This is a genomic window from Terrihabitans rhizophilus, assembly GCF_033898525.1.
Taxonomy (GTDB): Bacteria; Pseudomonadota; Alphaproteobacteria; order Rhizobiales; family Methylopilaceae; genus Flaviflagellibacter; species Flaviflagellibacter rhizophilus.
Map to the genome: position 1 here is coordinate 138,346 of NZ_JAXAFJ010000004.1, position 21,538 is coordinate 159,883.

The 21,538-nt window shown below is 63.9% G+C and carries 21 protein-coding genes; 9 read left to right on the top strand and 12 right to left on the bottom strand.

Features of this window, described 5'->3' with window-relative positions; genetic code table 11:
* Positions 1-87 precede the first annotated feature (87 nt).
* The 7 genes from SCD90_RS08770 to SCD90_RS08800 form a co-directional block, all read right to left on the bottom strand.
* A complete protein-coding gene (locus SCD90_RS08770) occupies positions 88-666 on the bottom strand; it encodes a hypothetical protein (RefSeq protein WP_319844279.1) in 579 nt (192 codons plus the stop codon).
* Complete coding sequence (locus SCD90_RS08775) at positions 663-887, bottom strand: helix-turn-helix transcriptional regulator (RefSeq protein ID WP_319844280.1); 225 nt, start codon at positions 885-887, stop codon at positions 663-665. Before SCD90_RS08775 ends, SCD90_RS08770 begins: the two co-directional genes overlap by 4 nt.
* A 107-nt stretch (positions 888-994) precedes the next feature.
* Positions 995-1,963, bottom strand: a complete 969-nt coding sequence (locus SCD90_RS08780; protein WP_319844281.1) for a hypothetical protein — start codon at positions 1,961-1,963, stop codon at positions 995-997.
* Entirely contained in the window at positions 1,960-3,153 is a 1,194-nt protein-coding gene (locus SCD90_RS08785; protein WP_319844282.1) for a tyrosine-type recombinase/integrase, read from the bottom strand. Before SCD90_RS08785 ends, SCD90_RS08780 begins: the two co-directional genes overlap by 4 nt.
* A 271-nt stretch (positions 3,154-3,424) precedes the next feature.
* Complete coding sequence (locus tag SCD90_RS08790; RefSeq protein ID WP_319844283.1) at positions 3,425-4,129, bottom strand: enoyl-CoA hydratase/isomerase family protein; 705 nt, start codon at positions 4,127-4,129, stop codon at positions 3,425-3,427.
* Positions 4,126-5,421 carry an LLM class flavin-dependent oxidoreductase gene (locus tag SCD90_RS08795; RefSeq protein WP_319844284.1) on the bottom strand — a complete coding sequence of 432 codons (1,296 nt, stop codon included), beginning with the start codon at positions 5,419-5,421 and terminating at the stop codon, positions 4,126-4,128. The genes SCD90_RS08790 and SCD90_RS08795 overlap by 4 nt, the downstream gene beginning before the upstream one ends.
* A complete protein-coding gene (locus SCD90_RS08800) occupies positions 5,418-6,608 on the bottom strand; it encodes an LLM class flavin-dependent oxidoreductase (protein ID WP_319844285.1) in 1,191 nt (396 codons plus the stop codon). The genes SCD90_RS08795 and SCD90_RS08800 overlap by 4 nt, the downstream gene beginning before the upstream one ends.
* A gap of 197 nt (positions 6,609-6,805) precedes the next feature.
* Between SCD90_RS08800 and SCD90_RS08805 the strand changes: the two genes are divergently transcribed.
* The 9 genes from SCD90_RS08805 to SCD90_RS08845 all read left to right on the top strand — a co-directional run bounded on the left by SCD90_RS08805 (position 6,806) and on the right by SCD90_RS08845 (position 15,995).
* Positions 6,806-7,708 carry a dihydrodipicolinate synthase family protein gene (locus SCD90_RS08805; protein WP_319844286.1) on the top strand — a complete coding sequence of 301 codons (903 nt, stop codon included), beginning with the start codon at positions 6,806-6,808 and terminating at the stop codon, positions 7,706-7,708.
* On the top strand, positions 7,701-8,135 hold the full coding sequence (locus SCD90_RS08810; RefSeq protein ID WP_319844287.1) for a GlcG/HbpS family heme-binding protein: 435 nt from the start codon (positions 7,701-7,703) through the stop codon (positions 8,133-8,135). Before SCD90_RS08805 ends, SCD90_RS08810 begins: the two co-directional genes overlap by 8 nt.
* 8 nt (positions 8,136-8,143) lie before the next feature.
* Positions 8,144-8,980 carry an ABC transporter ATP-binding protein gene (locus SCD90_RS08815; RefSeq protein ID WP_319844288.1) on the top strand — a complete coding sequence of 279 codons (837 nt, stop codon included), beginning with the start codon at positions 8,144-8,146 and terminating at the stop codon, positions 8,978-8,980.
* Positions 8,977-9,741: an ABC transporter permease gene (locus SCD90_RS08820; RefSeq protein ID WP_319844289.1), complete on the top strand. Its 765-nt coding sequence runs from the start codon at positions 8,977-8,979 to the stop codon at positions 9,739-9,741. The genes SCD90_RS08815 and SCD90_RS08820 overlap by 4 nt, the downstream gene beginning before the upstream one ends.
* Positions 9,742-9,763: 22 nt before the next feature.
* Positions 9,764-10,801: an ABC transporter substrate-binding protein gene (locus tag SCD90_RS08825; protein WP_319844290.1), complete on the top strand. Its 1,038-nt coding sequence runs from the start codon at positions 9,764-9,766 to the stop codon at positions 10,799-10,801.
* A gap of 334 nt (positions 10,802-11,135) precedes the next feature.
* On the top strand, positions 11,136-11,645 hold the full coding sequence (locus tag SCD90_RS08830) for an RNA polymerase sigma factor (protein WP_319844291.1): 510 nt from the start codon (positions 11,136-11,138) through the stop codon (positions 11,643-11,645).
* 87 nt (positions 11,646-11,732) lie between these two features.
* Positions 11,733-12,665 (top strand): FecR family protein, encoded by a 933-nt coding sequence (locus tag SCD90_RS08835; RefSeq protein ID WP_319844292.1) that lies wholly within the window; start codon positions 11,733-11,735, stop codon positions 12,663-12,665.
* A 114-nt stretch (positions 12,666-12,779) separates the two neighbouring features.
* Positions 12,780-15,401, top strand: coding sequence for a TonB-dependent receptor (locus tag SCD90_RS08840; protein WP_319844293.1), 2,622 nt, complete (start codon positions 12,780-12,782; stop codon positions 15,399-15,401).
* 12 nt (positions 15,402-15,413) lie between these two features.
* Positions 15,414-15,995 (top strand): biliverdin-producing heme oxygenase, encoded by a 582-nt coding sequence (locus SCD90_RS08845; RefSeq protein WP_319844294.1) that lies wholly within the window; start codon positions 15,414-15,416, stop codon positions 15,993-15,995.
* Positions 15,996-16,345: 350 nt separating this feature from the next.
* Here the strand turns inward: SCD90_RS08845 and SCD90_RS08855 are convergent, their stop codons facing one another.
* The 5 genes from SCD90_RS08855 to SCD90_RS08875 form a co-directional block, all read right to left on the bottom strand.
* The gene (locus SCD90_RS08855; RefSeq protein ID WP_319844295.1) at positions 16,346-17,974 is read right to left on the bottom strand and encodes an MFS transporter; all 1,629 of its coding nucleotides are present in this window, start codon (positions 17,972-17,974) and stop codon (positions 16,346-16,348) included.
* The gene (locus SCD90_RS08860) at positions 17,971-18,408 is read right to left on the bottom strand and encodes a DoxX family protein (RefSeq protein ID WP_319844296.1); all 438 of its coding nucleotides are present in this window, start codon (positions 18,406-18,408) and stop codon (positions 17,971-17,973) included. Before SCD90_RS08860 ends, SCD90_RS08855 begins: the two co-directional genes overlap by 4 nt.
* 4 nt (positions 18,409-18,412) lie before the next feature.
* Positions 18,413-20,392, bottom strand: a complete 1,980-nt coding sequence (locus tag SCD90_RS08865; RefSeq protein ID WP_319844297.1) for an amidohydrolase — start codon at positions 20,390-20,392, stop codon at positions 18,413-18,415.
* Entirely contained in the window at positions 20,392-20,682 is a 291-nt protein-coding gene (locus SCD90_RS08870) for a XapX domain-containing protein (RefSeq protein WP_319844298.1), read from the bottom strand. The genes SCD90_RS08865 and SCD90_RS08870 overlap by 1 nt, the downstream gene beginning before the upstream one ends.
* Positions 20,683-20,745: 63 nt before the next feature.
* Positions 20,746-21,435 (bottom strand): hydrolase, encoded by a 690-nt coding sequence (locus SCD90_RS08875; RefSeq protein ID WP_319844299.1) that lies wholly within the window; start codon positions 21,433-21,435, stop codon positions 20,746-20,748.
* Positions 21,436-21,538 lie beyond the last annotated feature (103 nt).

The window sequence follows — 21,538 nt, forward strand, 5'->3', positions numbered from 1 at the left end:
TCGATCGTTGAACGGCAGTTTCAGTTTTTGTGGTGGTTCGAAGAGGAGCCCGGGGGTCTGCCCCGGGCGTCCTTATTGTTTACCGGATCAGCGCTGGGTCTCAGGTGAATCAGAGAAGGCCGACGAGCCCTCCGCTGATGCATGATCCCCCGGTATTACGAACCTAGAGGCCAACAATGAGGAGGCCTGCGAGCGGCGCAGTTGCTCTTGAGAAGAACGCCTCGACTTTCGCCAGCGAGGGTCACTCATGATGATCGGAGCACCCAGTACAGTGTAAGCGTCAGCACGCCGACATCCCGTTAGCGCCAAATAGTGAAGCAGCAGAACGTAGCTCTTGAAATTCTCTGGCTTCTCGGCTGCGTCAGGAAAAATGCGCAGTACGACCCAGCAGAAGATGTCGTTGAATGGGACCTCTTCGGGCGGGCACTCGTCTTCCCAGATGAGATCTTTCCGAAACTCCTTCCAGGATCCGGCGTCCGTCATCAGGTGCTTGCCAAAGCCGTAAGCCAATGCGAGCACACGCAGCGTGCGTCTATGGCGATTTGGCTGGATGGCCACCGCCTCGTTGAACAGAAAGTCCGCGTAGGCAGCTACGCCTCCGCGGCGGAGCATCTCAGCTTTGTAGAAACAAGCTTCAAGGCCCTTTGATGCGTGAGCGCGGTTCATGCGCCCACCTCCTGATTGAGGCATTCGCAGAAGGCTTTGACGTCCTCACAGCGCCAGGCGGTGATACGCGGCGAAAGCTTGACCGGCTTGGGCGCCTTGCCGCTTTTTACCCACGCCCACCACGTGCTCTTGCACACGGGGATCGGGCCGTCGGGCGCGAGGACCTGGTTAAGCCGCAGAAAGCGGCACCCGTTGGGCGGGCCGTATTGAATAGACTGCATAACGCTCTTCTCCGATGTCCGTCGTTGGACAGAAGAGGAATTGGGCGTTCGCAGCTTTGGTTGGATTATGCCCGCCACGCTTCATAATGCAGGCGGCCCAGCATCATCTATTTGGCCTTGGACTTGCCACGCGGCTTCCTTGCGAACCCCGACCTAATGGCGTCCGCTGTGGCTTGATCGAAGTGTGGCGCAGGTATTTCGATGGGGATCAGTCCAGGCCCGCGAGGCGCCGGTTTCCGCAGCACTCGGCTCTCAGGGAGCTTCCCCAGGATGGCATCCGCCGCATACTGCGCTTTGCCAGCCCATTCAGGCAAAAGCGACGCATGCTTCCTGAGGCTAGCAGATTCATCAAGCATCTCATCGAGGAGCGTTCGCTGCTCGCCTGTGAAGATAGTTGAGGCGGCGTAGGAGTATGCAATGGACGCTTTGTGCTTAGCCCAAAATTCCTTGATCACCCGACCGGACGGCGGCTCTATTTCTTCGCAGGATATCTCATGAACTAAGTCGCTGCCCTTGTTGAGGCTGGGATATTCCTTATCCCCCGTTGCGATCTGATGATGAAATATTCTCATCATCGACAATAGATGAGGCAGTCCGATTGCTTTCGCCTTAAGGCGCTTCGACAACAGGCTCTTCCGCGAAGCCGCAAGCAATCCACTTAAGCCGCCGACAGTGAAGTACATCTCGTCGTAGAATTCTGGGCCGATCTTGCGGATCCGTATCAATAGATCCGCCAACATCCAGGTGTCGCCAAACTCCTGAGGAAGATCTTTCTCTATGGCGTGCAGCCGGCGCCCGACAGTCATCTGCATGGCCTGCTGGATGATGCGTCGCTCGCGAGGACACACGGCCCAAGCACAAAGCCCCGCGAACAGGACGTCTTTGTGCGCGAAGTAGGAGGTTTTGTCCTCCAGGAGAGCAGCCAAGACCTTGTCAGGATTAAACGTTTCCCAAGCGTCTCGCTTAAATGACCCTGGGACGTACGAGAACTTTTCTCGATTGGCAGCGCGATGTTGCTCGACGATTTTTGTCCAGTGGGCCTCTAGGTCCGATGCTTCGCGATCTACCTTTTTCATGTCTGATCGCCTTGTTGCCGGGTCGCAAACGCGCACCAAGCGTTCATCAGTTCACGCCGCTTGTCGAGCAAATCGCCTCGGCGATATGCCGCCTCAACCTTACTGCTGATTGTGTGGGCCAGCGCCATCTCAGCCAGCTCGCGCGGAAAGCTCGTCGCCTCTGCCGCCCAGTCCCGGAAGGACGACCGGAAGCCGTGCGCGGTGACAGAACGCTTCATCCGCCGCAACATCATCAGAAACGCCATGTTAGAAATGGGCCGATCTCCTGCTCTGCCAGGAAAGACGTAAGTGCTATCAGCCCCAACCTGCTTCGCATCCTTAAGCAGCTCTAGGCATCTGGAGCTAAGCGGAACCCGATGCTCCTTCTTGGCCTTCATGCGAACCGCAGACACAGTCCAAACCCCGTTTTCCAAGTCCAACTCGGGCCACGATGCCCCGATCACCTCGTTGGTGCGCGCGGCGGTTAGGATGAGGAACTCAAAGGCCAGTAGGGTGACCGTGTCAGCAGGCTGTGCACGAAGCTCGGCGATGAAGGAGGGCACTTCCGCATATGGCAGTGCGGCATGGTGCTGATCGCGTTCTGTCTGCTTAGGCAGCCCTTTTCTGACGCCCGCGACCGGGTTCTCACCGTCGCGATGTCCCGCTGCTCTCGCCCAGTCCAGGACTGTGCCGATGCGCTGCTGTACGCGCCGGGCCGTCTCGCCCTTCGTGAGCCAAATTGGCGCGAGCACCCGCATGACGTCAGGCGTGCCGATCCTGTCGACGCGCAGTTGCCCGATTTCCGGAAATGCGTAAGTGCGGAGCGTGGTGAGCCACTGGTCGCCGTGCTTTTTGTTCCTCCAAGTCGGCGAGTGTTCCGCGTGGACCTGCTCTGCTGCCTGTTCGAAGGTCGGCGCCACCGCCTTCAGCTTGCGCTGCTCAGCGACCGGATCTCCACCTTCTCTAGCGGTCTTCCTGTAGCTCAACGCTTTCTCGCGCGCTTCCGCCAGTGGCACCAGTTTTGCACTTCCTAAGCCAATGTCCCGCCGCCGGCCCTGAACCATGATCCGCAGGAGCCAACGCCGAGCTCCTGAATCGTCAACCACCAAGTAGAGGCCATTGCCGTCGGCATATCGGCCTGGCGCACTGATGTTGCGGACCTGCAAGGCTGATAAAGCCTTGTACGGATGGCGCTTGGCTGCAGTCGGCATTCGAACTGGCTACCCCACAAATTACCCCACATTGTGCTTCAGCTTTTGTCGGTTTACAATGCATCATATTGGACGCAGCAATGGCGCTAAGTCATTGCGGCGCTTCACCTGTTGTATGTAGCTGGACAACAGCGGACTAGTGGTCAGCGGCCACCCTCTCCGCCACACCTTGCCTAACATCCTGATGATGCCTAGGCTTCAAGTCGACTGAAACGGACTGGCGGCGCTTCACCGATTTTGCCCCGGGTGGTCAGCCAGGAACGCCTCGGCGTCAGCTCGTGGGCTTGCCGGCTTCGAGCCACGCGGCCAGCTGGTCTACGGCAAGATGCCCGTCCTCCGCTGAGGGATAGTCTGACACACCATTGACGAAGCGGCGGATCAGGCTCAATGCGCCAGGGTGGTAGGACGCAAGGACATCCAGGATTTCAGCCTCGGCAGCAGCGAGTGCACCGTCCGGAACAACCCGGTTGATCAATCCGATAGCGGCCGCTTCGGCAGCGCCGACATCTCGACCTGTGAGGCAAAGCTCGGATGCAGCTTTCCGGGGGATGAAGTGAGGCAGGTAGAGAACGACGATCAAGGGGGCCAGCCCATGCTTGATCTCGTCGAAGCCGAAGATGGCGCTTTCCTCCGCAACAGCGATGGAGGCGTGCAGCGCGATGCCGGACCCGAAGCCCATGGCTCGCCCCTTCACCAGCGCAAGGGAGACGCCGGGAAAGGTGCGCAGCAAGTCATTGGCGCGAAGGATCAGGCCGAGATTGTCGCGCTTGGGCACATCCACCTTTTCCTTCTGGTCGCGGCCCAGCGTGAAGTGCTCGCCTTCAGAGCGTAGGACGAGGACGCGTGCGCCGCTCTGATGGGAGGCTTCGAGTGCCGCGATGTAGTCGTTCATCATCCGGTAGGTGACCCGATTTCCGGTCTCCGGAGCGTTGAAGGTGATGCGGGCTGTCTGCCCATCATTCTCATAAGCGATCATGCGGGAACCTCGAGATCCAGATTGGCACGGAGCGTGCTGCCGGTGAAATCGCGGCGGAAGATGCCGCGCTGCTGGAGAAGCGGCACGACCTCGTCGACGAAGCTGGCGAGGCCGACGGGCAGCACATCCACCATCACGTTGAAGCCGTCCGCCGCGTCCTCGCGGGTCCACAAATCGACGGTTTCCGCGACCTGTTCAGGCGTGCCGACGACCTGGAGATGGCCGCCTCCGTTACGGTAGAGCAGTTCCCGGACGGTCAAACGTTCTTCCTTGGCGAGCATCACAGCGGCGGCCCGGAAGCCTTCCGATCCACGGAAGCCAGCATTTGCCTCCACGAGATCCAGCGGCAGCGGCTCATCGAGCGCCAACTCCGCCACAGGCACGCCGACGCGCAGCGCCAGCTTCTTCAATTCGGCATTGCCGGAAAGATGATCGAGGCGATCCTTCCGTGCACGCGCCTCGGCCTCGGTGCCGCCAAGGATCGGGACGAGGCCGGGCAGCACCTTGACATGATCGGGGTTGCGGCCGAACCCGCGAGCCCGGTCACGGACGTCGTGACGGAAGGCTTTCGCCGCGGACAGCACGTTCTGCACGGTGAACACCGCATCGGCCGTGCGCGCCGCAAGCGCCCGCCCCCGGTCCGACGAGCCCGCCTGGAACAGGACGGGCGCGCCCTGCGGCGAACGCGGCAGGGTCAGCGGCCCGCGCACGGAGAAATGGGTGCCACGGTGATCGAGCACATCTATGCGGCCGCGATCGGCATAGATGCCGGCAGCGGCGTCGGCCACCAGCGCGCCGGGCCGCCAACTGCCCCAGAGGGCCCGAACCACATCGACGAACTCCTCGGCGCGGTCGTAGCGGGCCGATCCCTCGGGGAGCGGCGCATCGCCGAAATTGGCGGCCACCGCGGGCACGAAGGTGGTGACGGCGTTCCAGCCGCCTCGCCCTCCGCTGAGATGGTCGAGCGTCGCGAACCGGCGCGCAATGTTGAACGGTTCGTTGTAGCTGGTCGAGGCTGTCGCTACGAGGCCGACATGGCGCGTGCCGGCTGCCAAGGCTGCGAGCACCAAAGTGGGGTCCATCGCGCCCAGGATCGGGCGCTCGAAATTCTCCTCGTCGGCCGCCAGCGTGTCCGCCAGGAAAATGGCGTGCAGCTTTCCCTTCTCCGCAAGCCGCCCGATTTCCGCGTAGAAGTCGAGGCCATTGGCCGAGGTGGCGCCCTTCTCCGCCCGCCAGGCGCCGGGATGCATGCCGACGCCGAGCACGCCGACATTGAGGATCGCCCCCGTCATGCCGGCGGCAGGCGCAGGCCGCGACGCTCCAGAAGCGGCAGCACATTGGCGGCGAAGAAGTCGAGATCCGGCCCGTAATCGTAGAAGCCGATCTGGATGCCGTTGATGCCGGCTCCATGAAGGGCCTCGATCTGGTCGGCCACATCCTCGGGGCTTCCGATGATCTGGATGTGCCCGCCCAGCACGCGATCTGCCGGGACATGCTGCTGCCATCCCTTGGCATCGCCGCCTGCGTGACGCGCGGTGTAGGCGTTGATGGCTGCGAGGTCGGCGTGGTCCACGATGGCGTCGCGGTAGGCGAACGCCTCCTCGCGCGTCGGTTTGCAGACGACCAGCGGGAAGATGATCACCTTGCCCGGCGCCTTGCCCCGGGCCTCGTAGGAGGCGCGGATATCGGCGGTATGGGCAGGCAGGGCGGCGATGGCCTTGTCGAACACGGCGCCCGCGGGGCTTGACGTGAACACCACGTCCGAGTGCTCCGCCGCGTAGTCGAAGCCGCGCCTGGATGCGCTGGCCGACACCATGATGGGCCGTCCGTGCCATGGGCGGGGCGAAACATAGGCGCCCTGCAGGTCGTAGAAGCGGCCTTTGTAGGTGAGGTTGTCCTCTCCGGCCCAGAGATGCTCCATGATGCGCGAGAACTCGTCGGCACGCTCGTAGCGCTCATCGTGCTCGATGCGTGTCATGCCGAACATCAAGGGCTCGGCGGCATCGTAGCCGGTGACGATGTTGAGGCCGAACCGGCCGCCGGAGATGTGATCGGCCGTTGCGGCGAAGCGCGCCAGATGCAGCGGATGCCAGTTCCCGTAGAGCACATGCACGGTCGAGATCGTGATGATGCGGCGCGTCACCGAACCGAGCGCCACGGTGGAGATGAACGGGTCCAGGAAGTTTTCGCGGTAGTGCGTTTCGCCGCCGAAGCCGCCCTTCGGCAGCCATTGCTGCAGCCCGAACACGAAGTCGAAGCCGTAGCCTTCGGCCTTCAGCGTGAGGTCGCGGTTGTAGTCGAACTCCCAGCGCGTGGAACGAGGCAGCGTGGATTGCGAGAAGCCTCCCGTCTGCGTTGGCAGGAACAGGCCCAGCATCATCGGCTGGTGCGCAACCTGCGAGAGCGCGCTTGTCGGGTCTTCAAGAGGGCTGGGCGGTGCGTGGAGCTCCGTGCGCGGCTGGAGATCGGTTGTACTCATAACAGCCTCTGCCATTCGATGTTCGGTCTCGCAGCACACGGCGGCAAACCCGCGAGAGATGGAACCTCGGGTTATTTAACAGTTTCAGCCTGATCAACCTAGACTATGTACCAATTGGTAATGCATATTGACGTGACCGCCTGAGCTGATAAGTCTTGTTACCTAATCGATGAATGCTCCGCAAGGACAGCTGACGCATGGCTTTTTCGACGATCGTTCCCCCGCTCACCCCGTTCCGCCCCGACCTTGAGGTGGATTATGCCGCGCTGCAGAAAGGCGTGGATTACGTGGTTCGAGACTGCGCGGCGGACGTTGTCATCGCGGCTGGCGTCGAGGCACAGGAATATCAGTTCCTCACCCTCGATCAGCGCCGGGAGTTGGTGCGGCAGACGGTGGCCGCCGTCGGCGGGCGCACTGCGGTTGCCGTCGGCATCTCGCATCCATCGTTCAGGATCGCCATCGAGTTCGCACAGCTTGCGGAGCAGCTCGGCGCGGACAGCGTGCAGCTGCTCGCACCGCAGAAACCGACCGGCGGCGCTCCCACGACAGCCGAGCTGGTGCGCTATTTCGAATTGATCGGGCGCGAAACCTCGCTGCCCATCATCCTGTATCTGAATGCCGGGCCGGGCGCAGACCTCACCATCCCGCAGACCATAGAGCTGGCCAAGCTCGACCGCGTGCACTTCATCAAGGAGAGCTCGCGCGACATCACGCGCGTTTCGCGGCTGATCCACGAGATCGATCTGGCCGGCCACGCCCGCTACTTCACCACGATGCAGGTGCTGCTGACCTCCCTGCAGCTGGGCGGCTCCGGCATCACCCTGCCGCCGCCGGCGGCCCGCATCGCCCGCGAAGTGATCCGCGCCTACGAGGCCGGTGACCTTGCCCGTGCCGTCGAGCTTCAGGGCCAGTTTGCGCTGTTCCCCGCACGCTGGATGCCCTCCGGCCTCGCAGCCGTGATGAAGGCGGCCGCCAACCATCTCGGCATCCCGGCTGGCGAGCCCTACCCGCCCTATGCGCCGGTCTCGGGCGACGCGCTCGAGAGCCTGCACCGATATCTCGACACGACCGCACTGACCAAGGAAGCCGCCAATGCTTGAGATCAAGCGCCTGTCGATCGAGGAAGCACGCGTGCTTGTGGAGGGCTCCATCAAGGCCTCAAACGAGATCGGCTTGCCCATGTGCATCGCCGTGACCGACGAATCCGGCAACCTGCTCGCCTTCGAGCGCATGGACGGCGGCAAGATCAGCTCGATCAGCATCGCCGTGGACAAGGCGTTCACCGGTGCGGCTGCGCGCAAGGCAACGCATGTCTACAACGAGCTGTGCCAGCCCGGTCAGCCGACCTTCGGCATCCACATCACCAATGGCGGCCATTTTTCCATCATCGGCGGCGGCTTCCCCGTCACCGTGGATGGCGAGGTCGTCGGAGGCGTCGGCATCAGCTCCGGCACGGCGGCTCAAGACGTCGTGGTGGCCGAGGCAGCGCTAAAGCACTTCTACGCCGCCACCGGCTACACACCCTGAAACCTTCGATGACCAAGCCCGCCCTCAGCCTTGCCGCCGACCGAGACAGTCGGGAACGGCCGGCCATCGTCACGGTGGAAAGCCTGCGCTTCGCGGTGACCGACCGCCGTGGCCGGCGCACCGATATCCTTGGCGGGGTCGATCTTGCACTGTCGGACGGTGAGTTCGTCTCCATCGTGGGGCCCAGCGGTTGCGGGAAGAGCACGCTGCTGAACTTCATTTCCGGCCTGTTGCCGGTGCAGGCAGGCCGCGTCGAGGTATTCGGCAAGCCTCCCGGTTCGGGCCGCGTCGGCTTCATGTTCCAGAGCCACGGCTTGATGCCGTGGCGGACGATCAGCGCCAATGTCGAGCTTGGCCTGGAGATCGCCGGCACGCCGCGCGCGGAACGGCGCGAGCGGGCCGGCGCCATGCTTGCCGAGATGGGCCTGAGAGGCTTCGAGGATCATTTTCCCGGGGAGTTGTCCGGCGGCATGCGGCAGCGGGCCGCGCTCGCCCGCACGCTGATCGCCGATCCGGACATCATCCTCATGGACGAGCCTTTCGGCGCGCTCGACGCGCAGACAAAGGTGTTCATGCAGGAACTGTTCGCCCGCTACTGGAACAATCATCGCAAGACGGTGCTGTTCGTAACGCACGATCTTTCGGAGGCGATCGCGCTGTCCGACCGGGTGCTGGTGATGGGCGCGCGGCCCGGCCGCATCATCGCGGAGCATGACGTGCCCCTGGCTCGCCCGCGTGATTTCGACCGCCTGCGAAGCCACACGCTCTTCAACGATCTCTACGAGAGGATCTGGGCCGACCTCCGCCGCGAGGCCTCGGCCGGCATGCGGGGCCGCGAGCCATGAGCGCCGGCCGCACCGTCCGCCTGACGCAGCTTGTGCTGCTCGTCGGCACGCTGGGCCTGTGGGAGCTCATCGCCCGCACAGGCACGGCCAGCGCCATGTGGATCTCCAGCCCCAGCCTGATCGCCGCCGCGTTCTGGGACTCGCTCCTCAGCCTGGAGATCACCCGCCACACCTGGGTGACCCTGTCCGAGGCACTGTCCGGCCTTGTCGTCGGAGCGTTCGTCGGCATCGCGCTTGGCCTGCTGCTGGGCGTCAGCCGCGTCGTCGGCGCCGCGCTGGAGCCGTTCATCGTGGCGTTGAACAGCCTGCCGCGCGTGGCCCTGGCGCCGCTGATCATCATGTTCGTGGGCATCGGCTTCGCCTCGAAGTTCCTCCTCGCCTTCTCGCTGGTCGTCGTGCCGATGATGATCAACACCTATGAAGGCATACGCGCCGTCGACCCCATCCTCCTGAACGTGATGCGCGTCATGCGGGCCAGCCGCGCACAGACCTTCATCAAGGTGCTGCTGCCGAACTGCGTGCCATGGATATTCTCCGGCCTGCGTGTGTCGATCTCCTTCGCCATCATCGGCGCCATTGTGGGCGAGCTCATCTCCGCACGCGCCGGCATCGGCTTCATGATCGACAGCGCGGCCGGCGACTTCGATGCCACCGGCATGCTGATGCCCCTCGTCGTGCTGATGCTGGTGTCCTTCGGACTCGACCGCCTCGTCCTTGCAACCTCGAAGCATTTCCTGCGCTGGCGCGACGCCGCCGCCTGACACCAGATCGGAGACCTCTTCCATGCTGCCCCTGTTCACCCGTCGATCCGCCGTCGCCCTTGCCGCCGCAGCCCTTCTGTCCGCCGCGTCGCCCGGCGCAGCGTCCGCCCAGGCAACCGACGTGCATATCGGCGTCTCCAACCGCTCCCTGCTGGGCCTGCCGATCCTGATCGGCCAGAAGAAGGGGTTCTTCGAAAAGGAAGGCCTGAACGTCACGGTCGATTACTTCGCGGGCGGCGTGCCGGCGACGGCGGCCCTGATCGGCGGCTCCGTGCAGTTCATTGATGCGGCCTTCGAGAACAACATCAAGGCGGTCAAGAAGGGCCAGCCCATCGTCTCAATCCTGGGCCTCCAGAGCGAATTCGCCGGCGCGCTCGTCGCCCGCACCGATGTCGTGGAGAAGCTGGGTGACAAGCTCGATGCCAGCAGCCTGAAGGGCCTGCGCGTCGGCACACTTGCGCGCGGCGGCTTCGCGGATGTCTCGACCCGCTACATCGCCGCCGATGCAGGCCTCGATCCCGAGAAGGACATCGAGCTTGTTCCGATCAAGGGCGCGGACCGCCAGCTCACCGCCGGCGAGGCGGGTGAGATCGACGCCGCCTTCGTCATGGAGCCGTGGAACGTCATCGCCGAAGACAGCGGCAAGTGGCGCTATGTGGTCGACCTGACCAAGGGCGAAGGGCCCGACAGCTTCCGCGGCATCGGCTACACCACGCTGCAGACGTCAAGCGACTACCTCGTCAAGAACCGGGAGACCGCCGACAAGGTCGTCCGCGCCGTGGTTGCCTCGCTGAACTTCATCACCGATCCCGCCAATCTCGACGAGACCGCAAAGCTGGCCGATGCCGAATACGGATCACCGGGCATCGAGATCATGAAGGCCTCCCTGCAGCGGCAGGCCAACACCTTCTCGCCGGTCCTGCAGCCTTCCTATCTCGAAAAGACTGGCCAACTGCTTCTGAAGACAGGATCGGTAGAGGCGCCGCTACCGGCATTCCGCACCGTCGTCGACACCTCCTTCGCGCCGCTCTGGGAGGACTTCAAAGCCCCTGCGAGATGAATGCGGCAGGGGCGTGTGGCCTCGAACCAGGATCACCGTGGAGCCAGGATGCAGAACACGCGGCTTGGGTGATCCTTGATCGTGAAGGCTGAAGAACGCCCCGGCGTGCAGAACAGCAAAAGATCCAGCGTCTGTTCGCCGCTGACTGGATGCCCAAGGCAAGGACGCTCTCTGATTGTAATGACCATCGAATTGTCGAAGTCACCGGTGGCAACCTGAGATTGCCTTGAAGTCGTCGCGGACTTTCGACCTTCGTATTCAAGGCAGTTTCTACTTATAATAGGTACAGACTAGGATCGTTGCTTCGCAGGTTCGGCGCTGCTACCTCAGAACTATGACTTCCACCCCTCTTGATGTCGCGAAGCTGTACGTCTCGGAGCGAGGACGCATTTGGCGGCTCGTGCAGCGCATCGTTCGCAATCAGGCCGTGGCTGATGATCTGGTACAGGATAGCTTCGTCAACCTCCTCGGCGCGGCCTCGAAGAGCGGCAACGTCCAGGACGAACGGTCCTACCTCAGCCGCATCGCCCGCAACCTCGCGATCGATCAGAAGCGCCGCGAGCGCGAGACGCTGACATTGGAGGACGCCGGCATCTTTGCGATGGCCGATCCAATACCGTCAGCCGAGCAGGTTCTTGCCGATCGGCAGGCGCTCAAGCTGACTTTTGATGCCATGGCCTCCCTGCCCGAACGCACCCGCCGTGCATTGGAGATGCACCGCCTGGGCGAGTGCACCTTGGCTGAGATCGGCCGCACGCTCGGCGTTTCGACCGCACAGGCAGGCCGCCTCGTGCTCAGCGGTTATAGCGTGGTGCGGGACCGCCTGCGCGAGGCGGGCGCATAAAAAACGCCGCGGAAGATGAGAAATCTTCCAGACTGATCCGTCTAGTATTCAGCAACAGTGTCGCAGCACAGCCTTGTTGGACGGCCCATGAACGCGCGTGACGACCTTTGGAACGAGGCGATGGCCCTGCTGCTCACTTGGCAACAAAGGCCGAACGACGAGACCGTCCGCACAGAAATTCGCACCTTCTGCGCCGGAGGAGAGGCTCATCTTGCAGCATGGGACGAGGCGAAGCGGGTCTTCCTGCTGACGGGAGCGGCCAGCGCCGGCCGGCGGAAGTCATCTCATCCGCGCGTCACCCGAAGGCAGGCCATGATCGGTGCCGGCAGCATGATCGCCGCAGGCACCCTCATGTCGCAGGGACAAGGCTGGTGGCGCCGTCTCTCCGCGGATCAGGCAACAAGCTCGGCGCAAATCCACCGCAGCACATTACCGGACGGCAGCCAGCTGACATTGGGCCCGGACAGTGCGGCACGTTTCGCCTTCACCCCGTCAGAGCGACGCATCCAACTTCTTTCCGGGGCCGCATTCTGCGAAGCCACGCCCGACGGACGCCCCTTTGTCTGTGCGAGCGACCACCTCAGCGGGGTCACCTCGTCCGGCACCTTCGAGCTGCGGACTTCATCAAGTCGGCACGACATCGCCGTCGCGACGGGTGAACTCGAGGTGGAAGTTACATCAGCGGCCAGCACGAAGCAGCTTCTTCGCGCCGGGGATTGGATGTCTGTCTCAAAAGATGCCGGCCACGTGCGTCGCGGACGCCGCGATCCCGCCAATATGGCGGCTTGGCGAAGAAAGCAGCTCATCGCCGAAGAAGAGCGAGTGGCGGACGTGATCGCGGAGATCGGCCGCTGGAAGCAGGGCCGCATCCTGATCCCTGAACGGTCCTTGCGGGACGAGCAGGTCAGCGGCCTCTTCGACCTCAGCAACCCGGATGCGGCGCTGCAGGCCGTGGTTGCACCGTTCAGCGGGCGTGTCCGCTCGATTGCTCCCGGGCTGACAGTCATCACCACGATCTGAGGAAATTTACCCGGAGGGCGAGAAATCCGCGCCGCTTCTTCGTCAACACGATGGGCATGGCGGTCGCAGCCTTGCGAGCGAGCCACGCCCGTGGTGCTGGGGGAGTTCAGGACGATGGACGATAGGGTCAGGAGGCGCACGGCCGGCGCAAAGGGACGCTTTGCATACACCGCGGCATTGCTGATCGGCGCCGCAATCGCGCCCACCATGCCGGCCTCCGCACAGGGCGCCACGACTTCGGGTCCACGTGACTTTGCCGTTTCCGGCGGCTCCCTCTCCTCGGCACTGCTCGCCTTCGGCAACCAGGCCGGCCTTCAGGTCAGCTATGTGCCGTCCATCGCGCGCAGCAAGGTAAGTTCCGGCGCGGAAGGCAGCCTGACCCCTGAGGGCGCCTTGACGCGGATCCTGGCGGGAACGGGGCTCGTCTACCATTTCACGGATGCCGCCACGGTCACCATTGAGGACGGTCGTGCCGCGGATGGGACAGCCGAGGGCGCTGTCTCCCCCGATGAGATCGAACTCGAGCCGATCTATGTCACAGGAACCGGTTCTACCGTGGGCGGCGGCGTGCCGGACGCCCCCGATCAGCCCTACCGATCCATAGGCTCCACGTCTTTCGTGACGGCGGAGCAGGTGGACCGCTTTCGAGGCATCTCGGCCGGCGATTTGCTGAAGTCAACTCCGGGCGTCATTGCGGCCGGCAACCACAACGGCGCCTCGCTTGGTGTGAACATCCGCGGCATGCAGGCGATGAACCGCGTGAAAGTGACGATCGACGGCACCGAGCAGACCACATCCACCTGGCGCGGTTATCTCGGAGCGGACGACCGCACCTATATCGACCAGGACCTCATCGCGAGCATCGGCATCGCCAAGGGTCCGAGCGGAGGCGCGGAGGGCGCAGGCGCCATCGGCGGCGTCGTGGCGTTCCGCACGCTGGGCGCAAAGGACATCGTGGAGGAGGGCAAAAGCTTCGGCGCGCGCCTGCGCCTCGGCACGCACGATAATGCCGTTTCGCCGCGCGTGGACAGTTTCGACCAGAGCACGGATGCGCCGGGGCTGTTCGATTTCGAAAACGGCTGGGGCAATGTCGCGCTCGCGACCACGCAGGAGAACTACGATCTCTTCTTCGCCGTCGCCAAGCGGCGGTCCGGCAACTATTTCGCCGGCGAGAACGGGCCGTCGACCTGGCGGCCGCCCGGCCGCAATGCCGATGTTCCGCTGTCCTATACCAAGCCCGGCGAGGAGGTGTTCAACACCTCATCCGACACACAGTCGATCCTGGCGAAGGCAACGTTCCGGCCAACGGACGATCAAAGCGTCGAGTTCGGTTTCCAGCACTACGACGCGACCTTCGGCGAGGCAATCGGCAGCATGCTGACCATGCAGGACAGTACTTGGCGACAGACGCTTCTCGCAGACTCGAACGTCGAAACCTACAATGTCCGTTACCGCTGGGATCCCGTCGGCGACCTCATCGACCTTCGTGCGAACGCCTTCGCCACGAACGTGGAGGCGAATACGGTTTCCGTGGGTCCCGCTTTCTACCTTCCCCCATGGCTGACGCCCGCGATGCGGCCGCCGGCGCAGGACAGGCGCTTCTCCGAAACCTGGACCTATGGCGTCAACGCCAGCAACACCAGCCGCGTCGAGACCGGCTTCGGCGGGTTGGCGCTGGACTACGGCGGCTCCTACACACTCGAAGACACCGACGGAAAACCCTACTTGAGCGGGCGCGCTTACTGGAACGACATCGGCGTGCTGCTGCAGCCAAGCATCGGCACCCGAGAGATCGCCGGGCTCTTCACCCGGGCGGAATACACGCCGCTCGACTGGCTGAAGATCAGTGCGGGCCTACGCTACGATCACTTCGCCATCGACGAAAAGGGACCGGCCTCGCCTTACGGGGTGTACGCCGACAAGGAAGGCGGCCGCCTGAACCCTACCCTCGGCGTGACGCTGGAGCCGGTCTCCGGCCTCCAGTTCTACGGCCTGTATGCAGAAGGTTTCCGTCCGCCCAGCCTGCGCGAGTCCATCCACAGCGATTCCACGCTGGCCCCCAACCCCGAACTCCAGCCGGAGATCGCGCGCAACTGGGAGTTCGGCACGAATGTCTCCATGGAGGACGCCCTGTTCGAGGGCGACAAGGCGGGCCTAAAGGCCGCCTACTTCATCAACACCTACGACGATTACATATCCCGCGTGCAGAACCCCAAGACCGGCCCCCTGGAACCTGGCGAGCAGCGGCCCTTCTACAGTGTCGCCAACATAGACAAGGCCAGCTTCACCGGCCTCGAACTGTCCGGCACCTACGATGCGGGCGTGTTCTTCGCCGAAGGCGCCCTGACCTACTACACGGACTTCGAGTTTTGCGACGCGGGTAAGCCCTGCTCTTCAGGAACACTGACGAGCGACTACGCGCTCAATCACATGATGCCGGAGATTTCGACCTCCCTGACCCTCGGCGTGCGCCTGTTCAACGAGAAGCTGACCGTCGGCGGCCGCGTCCTGCACAACGGCGCAAGACTTGGTGGACCGCCCGCAGTGGTTCAGCAAACCAATTACTGGTTGCCCTACACGGTGTTCGACGCCTTCGTGGACTACAAGATCCACGACAACGTGACGCTGAACATCTCGGGCGAGAACCTCACCGACCGCTATTACATCGACGCGCTGAACGGCTGGCTGCCCTCCCCGGGGCGTACAATCCGTGCATCATTGACCGCACAGTTCTGAGGGGGACGTCACATGAACATTGCCATGAATGTCCCGGATCAGGGCAGCCGTCTCCAGCGTTTCAAGGACGCGACCACGTCCGAACACGGCCGGCTCGACCAGCGCATCATGGACGGGAGGCCGTTCGAAAGCCGCGAGCGCTATGGGATGTTCTTGAGGGTGCAATACGGCTTCCACGCTACCGTGGACAGCGCCTATCAAGACCGCAGGCTCAACGCCCTCATCCCCGACCTGGCCCAGCGGGCCCGGCTTTCCGACGTGGAGCGCGATCTTGCGGACCTCGGCATCGTGCCGGCACTGCTTCCGGCCGCACCCGCGTTCGACCTTCCGGAGGCGCTTGGCTGGCTCTACGTCGCCGAGGGTTCGAATCTTGGTGGCGCATTCCTGTTCAAGGAGGCGGCCAAGCTCGGCCTCGATGAAGCTTTCGGCGCGAGGCATCTCGCGCCGCATCCCGAAGGTCGCGGATTGAACTGGCGGCGGTTTAAAGCAGATGTGGATGCAATTCAGCTGACTGGGGAGGAGGATGCCCGCGCCATGGCCGGAGCCCGGCAAGCCTTCCACTATGTGCATGAGCTGGTGACAAGCATCTTCTAGCAGCTTCGCGGACGCTGAGGCGCCACGCGATGCCAAGGTATTGCCGGAGGATCGCAAGCGTGCGCGCGAGTTCACGGCTCGGCGTCGTGCCCGCCGGCAAGCCATCGACGAGGATGCTGCCGGTCTGGAGAGGCTGCAGGCGACTGGCTGTCGCACTGGAAGTACGTGACGATGTCGCGAGCGGCCGTCCCGTGGACGTGCCGCTCTCCGGTTTCGCCCTCCCTGATCCGGGGATCTGGGCCGACCTGCCTACCCGGCCGGTCGTGTTCGCGAAGGTAAGGCTCCTCCGCGACGCCGTCTCATCTCACCTTGCGCAAGGATAACGTGCACCCTCGGCGTGCGGCATTGCCTCAGTCGAAATCGCTACGGGAAGAGGCCCGGCCGAGCTTCGGTGGCTTATCGACGGTGAGGAAATGCCTGACGACCGGTCGGTCCGTGCCGGAGTGAAACTTGAGCACCCTTTCCTGCAGGTCAGCATCCGCATGCGAAACGCGCCGGTGCTGCCTGAGGTGCTCGGCCCAGGATTCCACCATGAACCACTCCACCATCTTCTCCGGATCGGCAGAATCCTCCGTGATGCCCCACCCGTAGGCACCGTCTCTTCGCCTCTCGAATGACAACTCGTCGAGAGCGTGCAGGAATGCGGCGCGGTGCGCCTTCTCCACGCGGTATTCGATGAGGATCAGCACCGGCCCGCGGTCGTGCGGCACCGGCTCCGCCACCAGCGGCTCAGGCCAGTGGTTCGACGGAACGAGATCGGCCTCGCCCGACGGCAGCTTTACGCGGTGCATGAGAAGACCGGCGACCAGCAGGCCACCCGCGCTGATCAGCAGGGTTCCCGGAACGCCGGCCGCCTGCCCCACCGCACCCCAGCCAAGGCTGCCCGCCGTCATCGCACCGTTGAAAACCGTCAGGTAGACGGCGAGCCCCCGGCCCCGCACCCAGTTCGGCAGAACAGCCTGTGCAGTGCCGTTGAGCGTGGTCAGCGCCGTGATCCAGGCTGCCCCCAGGAACAGCAGGACAATGACGGCGAGCCATTGCGGCGGCGCGAGCGCGAGCACCGCCATGACCACAGCGGTGACGATGGCGGATGCGAGCAGCAGGCCGTCGGCATCGAGCCGCTCCCGCAGGCGCGGCATGACCAGCGCGCCGATGATCGCACCCGCACCCACGGCACCGAGCAGGATGCCATAGAAGCTGGCGTCCCCACCCAGCAGCTGACGTGCCACGAGGGGAAGCAGGGCCCAGACAGCACTGGCGAAGGCGAAGAAGATGGCGGCCCGCAACAGGACGACATGAAGCGGCCGGCTTGCCCGCGTGTAGCGAAGTCCGGCCCGGAACGCGCCAAGGAAACCCTCGGACAACGCGTCCCCGGCATCCCTGGCGCGGGGCCACCAGATCAGCGCGGCGATGACCAGAACGTAGCTGGCCACGTCGGCACCGTAGGTCACCGCGGCACCGAATGCCGCGAGCAGCAAGCCGCCTGCGGCGGGACCGATGGAGCGGGCGATGTTGATGCCGAGCGAGTTCAGGGCGACCGCGCTCTTCACGTCCTCGCGCGGCACGAGTTCGGGAACGATCGCCTGCCATGTCGGCCCCATCAGCGCGGCGCCGATGCCGCCCACAAAGGTAAGGCCGATCAGCGCGCTGACGCTCAGCATGCCGAGATGGGACAAGGTCATGAGCGCAATGCTGACGCTCGCGAGCAGGAGCTGGATGGCGATCAGGAATTTGCGGCGGTCCAGGATGTCGGACAGCACGCCTGCGGGGATCGCGAGCAGGAAGACGGGAAGCGTGGCGGCCGCCTGCACCATGGCCACGGCCGCCGGTGCCGCAGACAGGTCCGTCATCAGCCAGGAACTGGCGACGTCGCGCATGAAGCTGCCAGTATTGCCCAGCACGGTCGCGGCCCACAGAACCGCGAACACCGGCTGGCGGAGCGGCGCAAAGCTGCCGCCGGAGGGCTTGGACGTGCTCATCTGTCTTCTCCCTTGCCGATGTCCATGAGCGCGACGAGCAGGAAGGCTCCCGCCAGACCGACGTGCTCGAAGAAGGCATTCGTCGCCATCGCCCTCTCCATGCCGGGCGCAAGATCCCAGAAGCGCAGCGCGATAAACGTTGCGAGAAGCGTGAAGGCGGCCAGTGCCAAAGCTCCCAGCCAGCGCATGAAGCCCGAAAGCACCATGGCCGAAGCCCCGAGTTCGAAGACGATGACGGCCACCGCGAAGGCGACTGGCGGGCGAAGGCCGAAATGCTCCATCTCGGCAAGCGCGCCCGGGAAGTCCGACAGCTTGGTGAGCGGCCCCTGGATATAGGCCGCGCACAGCGCCAGGAGCGCGATGAAGCGAAGTCCGCGCGACGCCGCAAGCTGCGAGAGGCCGCGCGAAAGGCTGGTTCGTGACGACATGCTCATCCTCTCACACGGCCCAGCAGGAGCAGCCAAGGGCTCCGAAGAAGCCCTTCAGGTCTGCAATCGGAAGCTTGGAGGTCCAGGCACCGGCATGATCGTGACCATGCACCCCGCAATTGCCCGCGCACCCGCACGTCGACATGGCGGTGCGCCGCAGCGAATGCTTGCCCGCGCCTTCGGGCTCACCCCAACCCGCGAAACCGCCGAAGCTGCGCACCGGGGACCAGTCCGGCATCGCCGGGGGAACGGGGTTCTCGTCGAGAGCCGCGAAATCGCCGCTGCCGTAGACGATCTTGCCGCCCACCATGGTCAGTTCCGAGACAAGGAACGAGATCTCGTATTCGGCGCAGGCAAAGAAGTCCTTGTCGGGCACAACGAGATCGGCGAACTGCCCCTTCACGATGCGGCCCTTCTTGCCCTCTTCGTTCGAGAACCAGGTGACCTTCTCGGTCCACATCCTCAGCGCCGTCTCGCGGTCGAGGCAGTTGCCACGTGAGTAGAGCTGCATGCCGCCCACCGTCTTGCCGGTGATCATCCAGGACAGCGAAACCCAAGGGTTGTAGGAGGCGACGCGGGTGGCGTCCGTGCCGGCAGAGACATGCACGCCCTTGTCCAGCATGCGCCGGATGGGCGGCGTGGCTTCGGCGACCCCGTGACCATAGCGCTCCACGAAGTATTCGCCCTGATAGGCCATCCGGTGCTGGGTCGCGATGCCGCCGCCAAGTGCCGCTATGCGGTCGATCGAGCGATCGGAGATGGTCTCGGCGTGGTCGAAGAACCAGTTCAGGCCTTCCAGCGGGATGTCCTTGTTGACCTTCTCGAAGACATCCAGCGAACGTGAGATCGTCTCGTCGTAGGTGGCATGCATGCGCCATGGCCAGCGGTTCTCCGCCAGCACCCGCACCACCTCTTCGAGCTCTCCCTCCATTTCGGGCGCAAGCTCCGGGCGCGGCTCACGGAAGTCCTCGAAATCCGCGGCAGAGAACACCAGCATCTCGCCGGCACCATTGTGCCGGAAGTAGTCGTTGCCCTGCTTGTACTTGACGGACTTGGTCCAGTTCAGGAAGTCCTGCTTCTCTTCCTTGGGCTTCTGCGTGAAGAGATTGTAGGCGAGGCGAACGGTCAGCTGATCCTCGTCGGACAGCCTCTGGATCACCGCGTAATCGTCCGGATAGTTCTGGAAGCCGCCGCCTGCGTCGATCACGCCAGTGACGCCGAGCCTGTTCAGCTCCCGCATGAAATGGCGCGTGGAATTGACCTGGTACTCGAACGGAAGCTTCGGGCCTTTCGCCAGCGTGGAATAGAGGATGCCGGCATTGGGCTTTGCCAGCAGAAGGCCAGTGGGGTTGCCGCTGGCATCGCGCGTGATCTCGCCTCCCGGCGAGTTCGGCGTGTCGCGGGTGTAGCCGACGGCCCGGAGCGCCGCCCCGTTCAGGAGGGCGCGGTCGTAGAGGTGCAGCAGGAACACGGGAGTGTCGGGAGCGATTGCGTTGATCTCCTCGATCGTCGGCAGGCGCTTCTCCTCGAACTGGTGCTCCGTGAAGCCACCCACCACCCGCACCCATTGCGGCGCGGGCGTTACGGCCACCTGCCGCTTCAGCATGTCCATGGCGTCGGCCAGGCTGCGGATGCCGTCCCAGCGCAGTTCCATGTTGTAGTTCAGACCGCCCCGGACGACGTGGGTGTGGTTGTCGATGAGACCGGGCAGCACGCGCTTGCCACCGAGGTTCACGATCCTCGTCTCCGGGCCTGCCAGCGCCATGATCTCACTGTCGCTGCCCACGTCGAGGAACACGCCGTCCTTGATGGCGATCGCGGTGGCGTTCGGGTTCCCCTGATCCAGCGTAGTGATCATGCCTCCGTGGAGAATGGTATCTGCGTGCATGGACGTGTCTCCGGTCTTGGTCTGATCGGCGCGTGCCGAAGAAAGCAGGTGCGGAAGGGCAAGGCCCGCTGCGGCCCCCAGAAAGGTTCTGCGCGTCGTCATCAGCTGTCCTTCCGTGAGTTCGCTTCGGCGCTGGCGGACGGGATGCCCGGCTGGCCGGCACCCTTCGGAAGATGGCCGAACATGTGCGGCTTCACCTGATGCAGCCAGGACCGTGCGGCGGGCTCCTGCGCCCAGGCACCTTTCGCCAGCGGCACCAGTTGCTCGCCCACCAGGATCCCCAGCAACCCGATGAGGGCAACCACGGGCGGCGCCGGCGAGCGCACGTCCAGCAGGCTGTAAATGACGCCGACCAGCAACCCGGCGCCCAGCGAGAGAAGATAGGTTTTCATGCGAACACCTGGCTTTCGGAAAAGCGATCGCTCCGGCAGGTGGACCTGCCGGAGCCGCACGCGTCAGTTGGCGGGATTTGGACCGATGCGCTTGCCGTGGCCGACGCGCTCCGCGCCTCCATGCACATGCGTCACGGCATAATCGATGCCCATGCCGTAGGCGCCGGAATGCTCCTTCACGAGGGATGTAACGGCGTCATAGGTGCCCTTGCGGGCCCAGTCGCGCTGCCATTCGAGCAGGACCTGCTGCCAGGTCACCGGAACGACGCCGGCCTGCACCATGCGGTCCATCGCAAACTTATGGGCGTCCAGCGAGGTGCCGCCCGAAGCATCCGCGACCATGTAGATCTCGTAGTCTGTGTCCTGCATGCAGGACAGCGCGAAGGTGGTGTTGCAGACTTCCGTCCAGAGACCGGCGACGACAACCTTCTTCCGCCCGTTCGCCGCATTCTTCGCAAGAGCGTCTCGCACGTTCTGGTCGTCCCATGAATTCATGGAGGTGCGCTCGAGGATGTCGTTTTCGGGGAAGACCGCGAGCAGCTCCGGGAACGTATTGCCGGAGAAACTGTCGGTCTCCACGGTCGTGAGCGTGGTCGGAACGTTGAAGATCCGGGCAGCCTTGGCCAGCCCCACCACGTTGTTCTTCAACGTCTGCCGGTCGATGGACTGGACGCCGAAGGCCATCTGCGGCTGCTGGTCGATGAAGATCAGCTGGCTGTTGTCGGGGGTAAGGACCTGAAGCTTGCTGGACATGATCGAATTCCTTCTTGTGGAATGGGTGGGATGGCTTGGTCCGGTGCCTCGCAGGCGGCTCCGGCGGAAAGGTCATGCGGGCGATGGCTGCTCGGCAGCCGGC

What these genes read in the sequence shown, in the direction of transcription:
- SCD90_RS08770 (WP_319844279.1), bottom strand. Translation starts at nt 666, where the DNA reads ATGAACCGCGCTCACGCATCAAAGGGCCTTGAAGCTTGTTTCTACAAA.
- SCD90_RS08775 (WP_319844280.1), bottom strand. Translation starts at nt 887, where the DNA reads ATGCAGTCTATTCAATACGGCCCGCCCAACGGGTGCCGCTTTCTGCGG.
- SCD90_RS08780 (WP_319844281.1), bottom strand. Translation starts at nt 1,963, where the DNA reads ATGAAAAAGGTAGATCGCGAAGCATCGGACCTAGAGGCCCACTGGACA.
- SCD90_RS08785 (WP_319844282.1), bottom strand. Translation starts at nt 3,153, where the DNA reads ATGCCGACTGCAGCCAAGCGCCATCCGTACAAGGCTTTATCAGCCTTG.
- SCD90_RS08790 (WP_319844283.1), bottom strand. Translation starts at nt 4,129, where the DNA reads ATGATCGCTTATGAGAATGATGGGCAGACAGCCCGCATCACCTTCAAC.
- SCD90_RS08795 (WP_319844284.1), bottom strand. Translation starts at nt 5,421, where the DNA reads ATGACGGGGGCGATCCTCAATGTCGGCGTGCTCGGCGTCGGCATGCAT.
- SCD90_RS08800 (WP_319844285.1), bottom strand. Translation starts at nt 6,608, where the DNA reads ATGAGTACAACCGATCTCCAGCCGCGCACGGAGCTCCACGCACCGCCC.
- SCD90_RS08805 (WP_319844286.1), top strand. Translation starts at nt 6,806, where the DNA reads ATGGCTTTTTCGACGATCGTTCCCCCGCTCACCCCGTTCCGCCCCGAC.
- SCD90_RS08810 (WP_319844287.1), top strand. Translation starts at nt 7,701, where the DNA reads ATGCTTGAGATCAAGCGCCTGTCGATCGAGGAAGCACGCGTGCTTGTG.
- SCD90_RS08815 (WP_319844288.1), top strand. Translation starts at nt 8,144, where the DNA reads ATGACCAAGCCCGCCCTCAGCCTTGCCGCCGACCGAGACAGTCGGGAA.
- SCD90_RS08820 (WP_319844289.1), top strand. Translation starts at nt 8,977, where the DNA reads ATGAGCGCCGGCCGCACCGTCCGCCTGACGCAGCTTGTGCTGCTCGTC.
- SCD90_RS08825 (WP_319844290.1), top strand. Translation starts at nt 9,764, where the DNA reads ATGCTGCCCCTGTTCACCCGTCGATCCGCCGTCGCCCTTGCCGCCGCA.
- SCD90_RS08830 (WP_319844291.1), top strand. Translation starts at nt 11,136, where the DNA reads ATGACTTCCACCCCTCTTGATGTCGCGAAGCTGTACGTCTCGGAGCGA.
- SCD90_RS08835 (WP_319844292.1), top strand. Translation starts at nt 11,733, where the DNA reads ATGAACGCGCGTGACGACCTTTGGAACGAGGCGATGGCCCTGCTGCTC.
- SCD90_RS08840 (WP_319844293.1), top strand. Translation starts at nt 12,780, where the DNA reads ATGGACGATAGGGTCAGGAGGCGCACGGCCGGCGCAAAGGGACGCTTT.
- SCD90_RS08845 (WP_319844294.1), top strand. Translation starts at nt 15,414, where the DNA reads ATGAACATTGCCATGAATGTCCCGGATCAGGGCAGCCGTCTCCAGCGT.
- SCD90_RS08855 (WP_319844295.1), bottom strand. Translation starts at nt 17,974, where the DNA reads ATGAGCACGTCCAAGCCCTCCGGCGGCAGCTTTGCGCCGCTCCGCCAG.
- SCD90_RS08860 (WP_319844296.1), bottom strand. Translation starts at nt 18,408, where the DNA reads ATGAGCATGTCGTCACGAACCAGCCTTTCGCGCGGCCTCTCGCAGCTT.
- SCD90_RS08865 (WP_319844297.1), bottom strand. Translation starts at nt 20,392, where the DNA reads ATGACGACGCGCAGAACCTTTCTGGGGGCCGCAGCGGGCCTTGCCCTT.
- SCD90_RS08870 (WP_319844298.1), bottom strand. Translation starts at nt 20,682, where the DNA reads ATGAAAACCTATCTTCTCTCGCTGGGCGCCGGGTTGCTGGTCGGCGTC.
- SCD90_RS08875 (WP_319844299.1), bottom strand. Translation starts at nt 21,435, where the DNA reads ATGTCCAGCAAGCTTCAGGTCCTTACCCCCGACAACAGCCAGCTGATC.